This is a genomic window from Mesorhizobium sp. BAC0120 (genome assembly GCF_033542235.1).
GTDB lineage: Bacteria > Pseudomonadota > Alphaproteobacteria > Rhizobiales > Rhizobiaceae > JAWRCU01.
Genome location: NZ_JAWRCU010000003.1, coordinates 643200 through 655993, shown reverse-complemented (window position 1 = coordinate 655993; position 12794 = coordinate 643200). Strand labels below are relative to the sequence as shown.

Here is a 12794-nt window from a genome sequence, read left to right as displayed (position 1 = left end):
TTCCGCCAGCCGTCGGGAAATGCTGTCTCCATGCCTGCCGTGAATGCAATTCGACCCGAACGTCCTCAGATCCACAAATGGGTGGTTTTGAGCAACACGACCCTTGGCATGCTCGCTGCGGCCATCAATGGCTCGATACTCCTTATCAGCCTGCCGGCGGTGTTTCGAGGCATAGGGCTGAAAGCGCTCGATCCCGGCAACATCAATTACCTGCTCTGGGCGATCATCGGCTACATGATCGCCACGGCAGTACTGGTCGTGGCCTTCGGCCGGTTGGGGGACCAGTTCGGCCGGGCAAGAATGTACAATCAGGGCTTCGCCATATTCACGGCGGCCTCCATTGCGCTGAGCCTGTTGCCGGGCCAAGGCGACTTCGCGGCCATGTATCTGATCAGCGTAAGGATCGTTCAGGGGATAGGCGGTGCATTGATTATGGCCAATTCAACGGCCCTGCTCACCGACGCCTTTCCGCCCGAACAGCGTGGATTCGCACTCGGCATCAATGTCGTGGCGGCTATCGGCGGACAGTTCATCGGCCTGCTCATCGGCGGTCTTCTGGCCGACAGCAATTGGAGGCTGGTGTTTTGGATCAATGTGCCTTTCGGTCTGGTCGGCACGATCTGGGCCTATTTGAAACTCCATGATGCGCCGAACCGGCGTAGTCACAAGATCGATTGGCTCGGCAATATCACCTTCGGGCTCGGGCTGGTACTGATCCTCACCGCCATCACCTATGGATTGCAGCCCTATGGGGACCAGACGATGGCCTGGTTCAGCCCCAGGGTCCTGTCCTTCTTTGCGATTGGGTTATTGTCGCTGATCGCCTTCCTCGCCATCGAGACACGTGTCGAGCGGCCGATGCTGGACCTGAAGCTGTTCCGCATTCAGGGGTTTGCCTGGGGAAATATCGCCAATCTCTGCTCCGGCATTGCGCGCGGCGGCTTGCAGTTCATGTTGATCGTGTGGCTGCAAGGCATCTGGCTCCCACTGCATGGCTACTCCTTCGAGGAGACGCCGCTTTGGTCGGCGATCTTCATGCTGCCGCTGACCATAGGCTTCCTGCTGGCTGGCCCGATCTCCGGCTATTATTCCGATCGCATCGGCGGCATACCTTTCGCCGTCGGCGGAATGATCACTGGCGCTGTCTCATTCGTTGCCCTGATGGAATTGCCGGCTGATTTCTCCTACACCATCTTCGCCGCACTGCTCTTCCTCAACGGTCTCGGCTCCGGGCTGTTCGTGGCACCGAACTCCACGCAAATCATGAATTCGGTCCCGGCTCGTGAGCGCGGACAGGCATCGGGCATGCGCGCCACCACCACCAATGCCGGGCAGGTGCTATCGATCGGTCTGTTCTTTTCCCTGATGCTTGCGGGACTCGCCGTCAGCCTCCCGCAGGCAATGGAAAGCGGCCTGCTTGCTCAACACGTGCCGGATGCCGTGGCTCACCAGATCGCCACCATGCCGCCTGTGGCAAGCCTGTTCGCCGCTTTTCTGGGTTACAATCCGATGGGCGAGCTGATCCCAGCCGGGGTGCTGCATGCGCTGCCGGCGGCCAACATCGCCACCTTGACGGGTCACGAGTTCTTTCCGGGGCTGATGTCGGGCCCGTTCAAGCACGGCCTCATCTTCGCCTTCACCTTCTCCGCGGTCCTTTATCTGATTGCGGCCTTCGCTTCCTGGCGCGGTGGCACGCAGAGCGTAGAGCCGGAATTGCCCCATCTGGCTGAAGCCGAGGTCGTCGCGGGTAGCCGCCCATAGCTGGTGTCATGACCGATCATCTTGGCGGCCGGATTCCCCAAGATGGTTGCGGCCGGGGTCGCATCGGCCTACATGCCGTGGATCGATCCGCCGCTCCCGCCAACGATCCGAAGTTCTGATGACCGAGAACGCCGCCGCAATCGACCTTTCCCGACATCCCCTCACCCACTGGACCGGAGCGCTTGGCCTGCCCGACTTTGCGCAGTTTTCCGAGGATCAGTTTCGGCCCGTGTTTGACGCCGCCCTAGCCGCTCACGCGCAGGAAATTGCGGCGATCGCCGGCAATACGGAAGCGCCCACGCTTCAAAACACGCTCGTGCCGCTCGAGCTTTCCGGCGAAGCGCTGAGCCATGTCTCATCGATCTTCTGGCTGCGGGCCGGTGCCCATACCAACGATCTGATCCAGGAGGTGGAGCGCGAGATCGCACCGAAGATGGCGAGGCACTATTCCGCGATCGCCATGAACCCGGCGCTGTTCGCCCGGATCGACGGTCTCTATGAAAAGCGCGGCACGCTCGCCCTTGATTCCGAGACGCTGCGCGTGCTGGAGCTCACCTGGAGAAACTTCGTCCGCTCCGGCGCGAAGCTCGACGAACAAGGCAAGGCGCGGCTCGCCACGATCAACGAAGAGCTCGCCTCGCTCGGCGCGCGCTTCGGGCAGAACGTGCTCGCCAACGAGAAGAACTGGGCGCTCTTCCTCGACGAGAAGGATGTCGCCGGCCTGCCGGATTTCCTGAAAGGCGCGATGGCCGAGGCCGCGGAGGCGCGGGGCGAGAAGGGGCGCTACGCGGTGACGCTGTCGCGCTCGATCTATGAGCCGTTCACCACCTTCTCCGATCGGCGCGACCTGCGCGAGATCGCCTTCCGTGCCTTCATCGGCCGCGGCGAGAATGGCGGGCCGACCGACAACCGGGAGGTCGTGGCGAGGACGCTGGCGCTGCGCGCCGAGAAAGCGAAATTGCTTGGCTATGACAGCTACGCGGCGTTGAAGCTCGACGACACCATGGCGAAGACGCCGGCCGCCGTCTTTGGCCTGCTCGACCCGGTCTGGCAGCGCGCCCGGGAGAAGGCCGCGCAGGACCAGGCCGAGATGCAGCGGATCGCTGCCAAAGCCGGCCAGAACGATCCGATCGCCGGTTGGGACTGGCGCTATTTCCAGGAGAAGCTGCGCCAGGCGAAATTCGCCTTTGACGAGGCGGAGCTGAAGCCCTTTCTGCAGCTCGAGCGTGTCATAGCGGCCTGCTTCGACGTCGCGACGCGGCTGTTCGGCGTGCGCTTCGAGGAAAAGTCCGGCATCGCCGCCTGGCATCCCGACGTGCGCGTCTTCGAGGTGCTCGACCCTGACGGAACCCACCGCGCCACCTTTCTCGCTGACTATTTCGCGCGGCCTTCCAAGCGCTCGGGCGCCTGGATGAGTGCGCTCGACTCGGCCTATCGGCTCGGCAAGGGCGCGCGGCCGGTGATCTACAACATCATGAATTTCGCCAAACCGGGCGCCGGCCAGCCGGCCTTGCTGTCGCTGGACGAGGCGAAGACCCTGTTCCACGAATTCGGACACGCCTTGCACGGCATGCTCTCCGAAGTCACATGGCCGTCAGTGTCGGGCACCTCCGTCAGTCGCGATTTCGTCGAGCTGCCTTCGCAACTCTACGAGCATTGGCTGACGGTCCCCGAAGTGATTGCGAAGCACGCGCTGCACCACAAGACCGGCGAGCCCATGCCGAAGGCATTGATCGACAAGATGCTCGCCGCCCGAACCTTCGACGCCGGCTTCGCCACTGTCGAGTTCACCGCCTCGGCGCTGGTCGACATGGCGTATCATGCACAGGCCAATGCGCCGGCCGAGCCGCTCGCCTTCGAGGCCGAAACGCTGGAAAAGCTCGGCATGCCCGCGGCGATCCCCATGCGGCACCGCACCCCGCATTTCGGCCACGTTTTCGCCGGCGACAGCTATTCGGCCGGCTACTATTCCTACATGTGGTCGGAAGTGCTCGACGCCGATGCTTTCGCGGCCTTCGAGGAGACGGGCGACGCTTTCAACCCCGAACTCGCCGCCAGGCTGAAGAAGCACATCTACGCCGCCGGCGGCTCGCAGGATCCGGAAGCCCTGTACATGGCGTTCCGCGGCAAGATGCCGACCGCCGATGCAATGATGGCGAAGCGGGGATTGGGATAGCTCAATCCGGGTAGCAAGTGGCCGGAATGTTTGGCCACACCGCCTCGGCGCAATGCGCCCTCCTCTGCCGTTCCTTGAAGGCGGCGCTCACTGGCCCCGTCACAATCGGATCGACCCCGTAAAAGGAGCCGTCAAATCGCTGCTCTGCATCGGACCGGGACTTTCGGGGAGTGCGGCTTTCGTCTTGCATCACCCGCTTGTGCTGCGTGACCGTCTCCGGTCGAGCCGGAGCGGCACTGCTGGTGAGCGTGGCGGCACCCCAGACAGCCAGGATAGCGGCCCACCCGAGAAACCTGCCAAATGTGCTGAGCGAAATCATGTAGGCAAACCGCGGCAAACGAGATTGGTTCCGACCACAAGACGCCGAGATAGTTAACAAGTCATTGCCGAATCATCTCGAATGCCCGCAAAAAAATCTGGACAGAGTGCTTTACCGACCGCTTTGGCGGTGGGCCACCCGGCTCACAGCTTGCGGACGAAATAGCGGACGGTCTTCTTGCCGCCGTCGATGGCGGCGCTCCCCACCGGGTCGAAACCGAGCGCGGCGTGAAACGCGTCCGAGGCTGGGTTCGGCGGCTCGGCGTTCACCTCGCAAGTCACCAGCGAATGACCCGCGGCGCGGGCCTTTTCGAACAGATGCTCATAAAGCCGCCTCGCCAGCCCGCGGCCCCGCGCGGCAGGCGCCACGACGACACGGTCGACGTAGACGAAGCGCGGATAGCGGCTGCGGAACCATTGGTAATTGGGGCTCCAGTAGTCCGCACCCTGGTCGAAGGCGATCAGGAACGCGTCGCAATCGCCGATCGTGCGTGCCAGGAACGCTTCTGCGACGAGCTGGCGAAATTCGTCCGCCTCCAGCCAGGATAGTTCCGCGGCGTGCTCGTTGTTCAGCGTGAGCAGCCGTTCGTGCTGTGCGGACGCCAGCACAGCGATATCGACGGGGAAATCACCCATGACCGTCATGAAACCTTTTCGATCGGCTGGCGGCGCATGATCGATCGTCACGCGCCGCGTGAGCATTCTTTTCGGCCCGATGCGCTAGCATGGGGACCTGGTCGTGGCGATAGAGAATGAATCAGGAATTGTCGGGCTTTGCCGCGATCAACTTCTCGACTGATGGCAAGATGTTTTCGACGATACGGTCGACACCCCTTGCGTTGGGATGCAAGCCGTCCGCCTGCAGATATCGCGAGTCGGCTGCGACCCCTTCGAGAAAGAACGGGTAGAGCGGAATCCCGTATTTTTCAGCGAGATCAGGATAGATCGAGTTGAAGGCGGCGCTGTAACCGGCCCCGAGATTGGGGGCTGCAAGCATGCCGACGAGCAACACCGGAATCTTGCGCGCCTTGAGCCTGGCGATCATCGCGTCGAGGTTCTTCCTGACAATCTCGGGTGCGGTGCCGCGCAACATATCGTTGGCGCCAAGTTCGAGGATGACGAGCTGAGTGCCGTCCGGAACAGACCAGTCGAGCCTCGACAACCCGCCGCTGCTCGTGTCGCCCGAAACACCCGCATTCGCCACTTCGGCATTTATCCCCTTCGACTTAAGCGCCGCCTGCAGCTTTTCCGTAAAGCCCTCCCCCGGACCGAGGCCGAAGCCGGCCATCAGGCTGTCGCCGAAGCCGACGATGCGATAGGGCTCGGCGAAGGCCATCATGCCTGAAAGGAACAGGAAAGCAGCCGACAGGAAAACGCGCAGCGTGAATTTGAAAGCCATGGACGCCAACCCATATTTGACTGACCACTCGCAGTGTCTCACGTCAATATAGGGCCCGATTTGTGACAGAACCCGTCATTCAGTTGAAGGACGTGTCGCTGACGCTGGGCGAAGGCGCCTCGGCGGTTCATGTGCTGAAGGGCGTCAGCCTTGACGTCGAAAAGGGCGAGGCGACCGGAATAGTCGGACCGTCGGGCTCCGGGAAATCGACGCTGCTGATGGTCGTCGCGGGGCTGGAACGGGTCGACGCGGGCACGGTCAGCGTTGCCGGAGAGACGTTGAACGGCAAGAGCGAGGACCAGATCGCCGCTTTCCGCGGCAGGAACATCGGCATCGTGTTCCAGTCGTTTCACCTGATCCCAAATATGACCGCGCTCGAGAACGTCGCGGTGCCGCTTGAGCTCGCCGGCCATCCGGATCCGTTCGCGGTGGCCGCGCGGGAGCTTGAGGCGGTGGGGCTCAGCAACCGGGTCACCCACTATCCAAGCGAGCTTTCCGGCGGCGAGCAGCAGCGCGTGGCGATTGCCCGTGCGCTGGCGCCGGATCCGGCGATCCTGATCGCGGACGAGCCGACCGGCAATCTCGACCAGGCGACCGGCCGCCAGATTGCCGACCTGCTCTTCGCCAAGGCCAAGGAGCGAGGCATGACGCTGTTGCTCGTGACGCACGACGTCGCGCTCGCCGGGCGCTGCAGCCTGCAAATTGCCATGCGCTCGGGGCGGATCGAGAGCGCGCCGGCGCTGCAGGCGGTTTCGGCGTAGGCCGTGGCGCCGCTCCACACATTCCGCCTCGCAATCCGCTTCTCGCTCCGCGAGATGCGCGGCGGCCTATCGGGGTTCCTTATCTTCCTCACCTGCATCGCCCTTGGCGTGGCGGCGATCGGCGGCGTCAATTCGGTAGCGCAGTCAATCAGCGCCGGCGTCGCCGACGAAGGCCAATCGCTGCTCGGCGGCGACCTGCGATTCGAGCTTGTCCAGCGCCCGGCAACGCCCGCCGAGAAAGCCTATCTCTCCGACCTCGGCACCGTCGCCGAATCCATATCCATGCGATCCATGGCCCGTCTTGCCGATGGCTCGGATCAGGCGTTGGTCGAGGTCAAGGCTGTCGATGCGGCCTATCCGCTTTACGGCGCGCTCGTGACGACACCGGCCCTCGCTCCAGTCGATCTCTTTGCGGAGAAGGCGGGCGTGTTCGGCGCAGCCGCGCCCGATATATTGCTCGAGCGCCTCGGCCTGAAGGTTGGCGACAGGATAAAGGTCGGGAGCGCTACATTTGAATTGCGCGCCCTGCTCGTGACGGAGCCCGATGCGGCCTCGGACGGTTTCGGCTTCGCGCCGCGCCTGCTCGTCTCGCTCGATGCTCTGCGCGCGACCGGGCTCGTCCAGCCAGGCAGCCTCTACACCAGCGCCTACAAGGTCAGGCTGCCCAAACCAGCTAGCGCAGGCGAGCTTGCCGTAATCCGCGAGGGCGCAGATGCGAGCTTCCCGGAGGCTGGCTGGAGCGTGCGCACACGCGACAATGCCGCCCCTGCTCTCTCGGCCAATATCGAGCGCTTCTCGCAATTCCTGACCCTGGTCGGCCTGACCGCGCTGGTGGTCGGCGGCGTCGGCGTCGCAAATGCCGTGCGCGCCTATCTCGAAGGCAAGCGCGGCGTGATCGCCACCTTCAAGAGCCTCGGCGCGTCCGGCGGTTTCGTCTTTACCATCTACCTCGTGCAGATCATGCTGATTGCAGCGTTTGGTATCCTCATCGGTCTCGCCGTCGGGGCTGCGATGCCCTTCGCCGCCAGCGCGTTTCTGGCCTCGATAGTTCCTGTGCCGGCCGAAGGAGGGATCTATCCGGGCGCGCTGGCGATCGCCGCCCTCTTCGGATTCCTCGTCACGCTCGCTTTCGCGATCCTTCCTCTCGGCCGCTCCCGCGACGTGCCGCCCACAGCGCTGTTCCGCGAGATGGGCTTCGAAGGTCGCGGCCTGCCGCGCCTTGCCTATATTCTGGCTGCCGGGCTGATCGTCTGCGCCTTGGCAGCGCTCGCCATACTGTTCGCCGACGACAAACGGATCGCCATGATCTTCGTGGGCTCGACGGTCTTCGCCTTCATCGTGCTGCGCGGGGTCAGCTGGCTGGTGCAGTGGCTGGCCCGCAAGAGCCCGCGCGTCAGATCGACGGCGTTGAGGCTCGCCATCGGCAACATCCATCGGCCGGGCGCGCTCACCTCATCCGTCGTTCTCTCGCTCGGCCTTGGCCTCACCTTGCTTGTCACCCTCGCAATGATCGACGGGGACCTGCGCCGGCAGATCTCGGGCAGCCTGCCGGAGCGCGCGCCGAACTTTTTCTTCGTCGATATCCAGGCGGCCGAGATCGACCCCTTCGCTGAGCTGATCGCCCGCGAAGCGCCGGGCGGCGTGCTGTCGAAGGTGCCCATGCTGCGCGGCAGGGTGATGGCGATCAACGGCGTCGCTGCCGACAAGCTCACCGTGCCGCCGGAGGGAGCCTGGGTGCTGCACGGCGACCGCGGGATCACCTATGCCGATTCCGTCCCGGAGAATGCGACAGTAACGCAAGGCGCCTGGTGGCCCAAGGATTATTCCGGCGAGCCGTTGGTCTCATTTTCGGCAGACGAGGGCCAGCAGATCGGGCTGAAGATTGGCGATACCATCACCGTCAACGTGCTCGGCCGCAACATTACCGCGAAGATCGCCAATTTCCGTCGGGTCGAGTGGGAATCGATGAGCATCAACTTCGTGATGATCTTTTCGCCCAATACTTTCGCCGGCGCGCCGCATTCGTGGCTGGCGACGTTGACGGAGAAGGACGCCACGACGGCCGACGAGGCACGCATATTGAATGCGGTCACCCGTGCCTTCCCAGCGGTCACGACCGTGCGGGTCAAAGATGCGCTCGATATCATCAATCGCCTCGTCGCAGAACTGGGCACGGCCATCCGCGCCGCGGCGAGCGTGGCGCTGATCGCTTCCGTGCTGGTGCTGGCCGGAGCGCTCGCCGCCGGAAACCGCGCGCGCATCCATGACGCCGTCGTTCTGAAGACGCTCGGCGCCACCAGGCGAACTCTGATTACCGCATTCTCGCTGGAATATGCGCTGATCGGGTTGGCAACGGCTGTCTTCGCGCTCTTTGCCGGCGGCGTCGCAGCCTGGTTCGTCGTCGCCCACGTCATGACGCTGCCGTCCCGCTTCCAGCCGGAAGTGGCGGTCGCGACGATTGCCACAGCGCTCGTCTTCACCGTCGGGATCGGCCTGATCGGGACGTGGCGCGTGCTGGGACACAAGGCGGCACCGGTGTTGCGAAATCTGTAGGATGCGCGAGTGGCGAGTAGCGAGTAGGGGGATAGGGACCTGACCTGGTCGGTGCTCGCTCCAGCTTCTATTCGCTACTCGCCACTCGCTATTCGCTACTGGCCACTCGCTATTTGCTTGCGCAGATGACGCAGATTTAATCTGCTCACGGAGCATTTCCCGCCGTTACAGGTCTTGTTCTTGTCGTAGGAAAAGATCATATTTGCGCACAGGCATGCTGGAGCCCCGCCAGCGGCGCCTGGGCAAGGTTGCCCGACACCCGACGGGGCAGAAGCAACAGAGGAAACCATGGCTGATCCCCGCCAGTACCAATCCCGCGTCGGCAACATGGGCGCCCGCACCGACGCTGCAATCGACGATGGCCTGCGCGCCTATATGCTCAAGGTTTATAACCTTATGGCGCTCGGCCTCGTTATCACCGGCCTTGCCGCCTGGGGCGCTTTCCATTTCGCCGTGTCGGACGGCCAGCTCACTCCCTTCGGCCAGCTCATCTACGCCAGCGCCTTCCGCTGGGTGGTGATCTTCGCGCCGCTGGCGCTGGTCTTTTTCCTGAGCTTCCGCATTCAGACGATGAGCGTTTCGGCGGCCCAAACCACCTTCTGGGTCTATGCGGCGCTTGTTGGCCTGTCGTTGTCGACGATCTTCCTCGTCTACACCGCGCAGAGCATCACCCAGACCTTCTTCGTGACCGCAGCCGCCTTCGGTGCGCTGTCGCTTTATGGCTATACGACGCGCCGTGACCTGTCGGCCATGGGCTCGTTCCTGATCATGGGCGTGTTCGGCATCATCATTGCTGCGCTGGTCAACCTCTTCCTGCAGTCTTCCGCCCTGCAGTTCGCCATCTCGGTGATCGGCGTGCTGGTGTTCTCCGGGCTCACCGCCTACGACACGCAGAAGATCAAGGAGATGTATTGGGAAGGCGACGACGTGCTTGTGGCCGGCCGCAAGGCGATCATGGGCGCGCTGAGGCTCTATCTCGACTTCATCAACCTGTTCATGTTCCTGCTGCAGTTCCTCGGCAACAATCGGCAGTAGCAGCGGGACGAACTGGCCCAAGCGAAATTACTGGGCGGCCTTCGGGCCGCCCTTTTCATATACCGGCAGCGCTGCTGTTATAGCGGCCATGAATACCCCCTCCCGTCCGGCAGGAACGATCCCGATCCGCAACGCGCACGAGGACGATCTCCCGGCGATTACCGACATCTATGCCGACGCTGTGCGCCACGGCACTGCGAGTTACGAGCTCGACCCGCCGCCACTCTCAGAGATGCGCAAGCGCTTCCAGGCGCTCGCGGCAGGTGGCTTCCCTTATCTCCTCGCCGAACTCGACGGCATGGTTGCAGGCTACGCCTATGCCGGGCCGTTCCGGCCGCGGCCCGCCTATCGCTTCATCGTCGAGAATTCCGTTTATATCGCTCCGGGCGCCCAGGGCCGCGGCGTTGGCCGGGCACTGATGATGCGGCTGATCGAGGAATCGAGACGGCTCGGTTTCCGCCAGATGGTCGCGGTGATCGGCGACGGGAGACCGGACAGCCCGTCAGTCATGCTTCACGAGGCCCTCGGCTTCCGCCATTCAGGCCGGCTCGAGGGTTCCGGCTTCAAGCATGGCCGCTGGCTGGACACCGTCTTCATGCAACTGGCGATGAACGGCGGCGCCGCCGCGCCTCCCGATCCCGAATCCCTGCCTGAACGGAGGTTCCGAGGAGAGGGGTGACGCTGCAGAACTTGCTTAGGCTTCCACCAGCCTGAGCTTGTTGTCGAACACGCCGAGCACGCGTGCCAGATCCTGGCCGCGCTTCAGGATCAACCCGGTCGCCGCGACCACTGAATAGGCTCCCTGTTTGCGCGCCAGTCTGGGGTCCTTGACGATCCGGAAGAGGGGCGTCTCGCTGGTGCGTCGGAAGACGGAGAACACCGCGCGATCAGGCAGAGAGTCGATCGCGTAGTCGCGCCATTCATTTGCGGCCACCATGCGACCGTAGAGCCTCAGGATCTGATCGAGTTCCTTCCGATCGAATCTGACGGGGACCTCCATTTTCTTCAGTCGCGCCTCGTAGAGCGCGACGAGTATCGAGGAATCTTCCCCACCCTCCGTTCCTTCGCCGTAATTGCTCATGCACCCTGCTTTCTGTGACGTTTGCGTGACAGATAGGTTGCGCGTCCGACCCAGAAATGCAAGACCTTCACCTATGGTTGTGGGGAACCGGACATTTCCCCGAAGGATAATCACGAACATTACAAAGCAGTAACGATTGGTGACTGATCGCCACAATCCCGCCGTCTTTTATCCTACCTCGCGCCCCAATCTCCGACGACCATCCACTCGTTGCCTGAGACGGTTCGGTCCGGCGCCGGCTCCGTAAACCCCAAGCCCCCCGCCCACGGGGCCAGAGTCGGATCGAACCAACCCTGGTTTTTGCAAGGAACCAGGTGCGACGATCCCAAAACCATTAGAACCGGTGTCAGCATCAGCTGGCGCCGGTTTTTTGGTGGCCGATTGCAGGGCAATGCTGATCGCTCTTGAGTGACAAACAAAGCGGCAGTCCTGCCTCTACCCGTCTACGGCAGGGCAATCGCGTATCGCGTAGCAGTCCCGGCCGCTCTGCACCTCTCCACCTGACGACAGGGAAATTGCATAAGGGCGCGGCGCCGGCGACCCCCTCCCCCTTGTGGGCCCCCCACAAGGGGGAGGGGGTCACCGGCGTCGCGCTTTCCCCATGCAATTGCCCTACCGTTTACGGAGAGTGGATGGCGGCAGCGAGGTGAGGGGTGGTGCCAAGGTCAATTCTTAGGAGCCGTCGGCAATCGCCGCTCCTGGCCGCCAGACGCTATTTCGTCGTGCCGTCGATCAGCGCTGCGCCGAGGATCGGGCCGGGCAGGCCCTTGTCGCTCATCGACTGAAGAAGGACCGCACACCCGCCGGTGCCCTTCTTGGCGATCTCGCTTGCCGGGAACTCGTAGCGGGCGGCAGCGCCGTGCCACATGCCCGCCGTCTGAATGGCCGTCACGGCATTCCAGTAAATGACAGTCCTGCCGCGGTTCTCACCGCGATCGATAGTTACGGGGTGTGCCGGATCGTAATAGACGAGGATGACCTTGCCCTGCTCGTCGCCCGCTCCCTCGCCGGCGTCGATGACGATCGAATCACCGGCGCGCATCACCTTGATATCGACGCTCATGCCCTGGCCCGCCTTGTCGAACCTGGTGAGAGCTCCGGCGATATCGGAGCGGCTGGAGCCACTGACATGAGTGCGGCCGTTGATGACCGCCTGCGGCGTATAGACCGCATGCGCGCCGAACGACTTGGCGTAATTGTACTGGCGCTCGGTATTATCCGGCGAAGCCAGCGTGTCCTGCCAGCCGAGATAGTCCCAATAGTCGACATGATAGGCGAGCGCGATGATGTCCTGCTTCTTCACCAGGTCGGCGAAGATGGCGTCGGCGGGTGGGCACGAACTGCAACCCTGGCTCGTGAAAAGCTCGACCACTCCGGCGGGCTTCTTCGTCTCGCCCGCCGCGGCGGGGCCAAGCAAAAACCCAGCCACCACCGTTGCGGCTGCGAGCCGCAGGAGTGTGCCCTTCACCATAGTCGCTTCTTTCCTCGCCGGATCGCCGGCACGTTCTCAGTCGACCAGAACTTAGGCAGAAGCCCGAGTCAACGGGAAGTCACGTTGCGGTGAATCGCCACAGTCGAGCTGGAAACAAAGGGCGCGTCCTAGCCCGCTCGTTCAGCGTTGCGGGCAGTTTAAAGCAGAAAACCCCGCCGGTCGTCCGGACAGGGTTTCTACAGCGCCTTGTTCTTGCGGCATAACCCTTCCCTAACAAC

Annotated in this window: 10 protein-coding genes; 6 read left to right on the top strand and 4 right to left on the bottom strand. The window is 63.2% G+C overall.

Features of this window, described 5'->3' with window-relative positions; all coding sequences use genetic code 11:
- Positions 1 to 30: 30 nt before the first annotated feature.
- Positions 31 to 1761, top strand: a complete 1731-nt coding sequence (locus SAZ10_RS10010; protein ID WP_318609055.1) for an MFS transporter — start codon at positions 31 to 33, stop codon at positions 1759 to 1761.
- A gap of 118 nt (positions 1762 to 1879) precedes the next feature.
- A complete protein-coding gene (locus tag SAZ10_RS10005) occupies positions 1880 to 3937 on the top strand; it encodes a M3 family metallopeptidase (protein ID WP_318609054.1) in 2058 nt (685 codons plus the stop codon).
- A gap of 462 nt (positions 3938 to 4399) precedes the next feature.
- On the opposite strand, the gene SAZ10_RS10000 is transcribed toward SAZ10_RS10005, so the two are convergent.
- Positions 4400 to 4891, bottom strand: a complete 492-nt coding sequence (locus SAZ10_RS10000) for a GNAT family N-acetyltransferase (RefSeq protein WP_318609135.1) — start codon at positions 4889 to 4891, stop codon at positions 4400 to 4402.
- 121 nt (positions 4892 to 5012) lie between these two features.
- Positions 5013 to 5654: an arylesterase gene (locus SAZ10_RS09995; protein ID WP_318609053.1), complete on the bottom strand. Its 642-nt coding sequence runs from the start codon at positions 5652 to 5654 to the stop codon at positions 5013 to 5015.
- A gap of 62 nt (positions 5655 to 5716) precedes the next feature.
- Between SAZ10_RS09995 and SAZ10_RS09990 the strand changes: the two genes are divergently transcribed.
- The 4 genes from SAZ10_RS09990 to SAZ10_RS09975 all read left to right on the top strand — a co-directional run bounded on the left by SAZ10_RS09990 (position 5717) and on the right by SAZ10_RS09975 (position 10682).
- Positions 5717 to 6415: an ABC transporter ATP-binding protein gene (locus SAZ10_RS09990; protein WP_318609052.1), complete on the top strand. Its 699-nt coding sequence runs from the start codon at positions 5717 to 5719 to the stop codon at positions 6413 to 6415.
- A 54-nt stretch (positions 6416 to 6469) separates the two neighbouring features.
- Positions 6470 to 8968 carry an ABC transporter permease gene (locus SAZ10_RS09985; protein WP_318609134.1) on the top strand — a complete coding sequence of 833 codons (2499 nt, stop codon included), beginning with the start codon at positions 6470 to 6472 and terminating at the stop codon, positions 8966 to 8968.
- 288 nt (positions 8969 to 9256) lie between these two features.
- A complete protein-coding gene (locus tag SAZ10_RS09980; RefSeq protein WP_318609051.1) occupies positions 9257 to 10003 on the top strand; it encodes a Bax inhibitor-1/YccA family protein in 747 nt (248 codons plus the stop codon).
- A gap of 88 nt (positions 10004 to 10091) precedes the next feature.
- Positions 10092 to 10682 carry a GNAT family N-acetyltransferase gene (locus SAZ10_RS09975; protein ID WP_318609050.1) on the top strand — a complete coding sequence of 197 codons (591 nt, stop codon included), beginning with the start codon at positions 10092 to 10094 and terminating at the stop codon, positions 10680 to 10682.
- Positions 10683 to 10697: 15 nt separating this feature from the next.
- Here SAZ10_RS09975 and SAZ10_RS09970 read toward each other — a convergent pair whose 3' ends face one another.
- Both SAZ10_RS09970 and SAZ10_RS09965 read right to left on the bottom strand, forming a co-directional pair.
- Entirely contained in the window at positions 10698 to 11084 is a 387-nt protein-coding gene (locus SAZ10_RS09970; RefSeq protein ID WP_318609049.1) for a DUF2794 domain-containing protein, read from the bottom strand.
- Between the two features lie 712 nt (positions 11085 to 11796).
- Positions 11797 to 12555 carry a thioredoxin family protein gene (locus SAZ10_RS09965; RefSeq protein ID WP_318609048.1) on the bottom strand — a complete coding sequence of 253 codons (759 nt, stop codon included), beginning with the start codon at positions 12553 to 12555 and terminating at the stop codon, positions 11797 to 11799.
- Between the last annotated feature and the right edge of the window lie 239 nt (positions 12556 to 12794).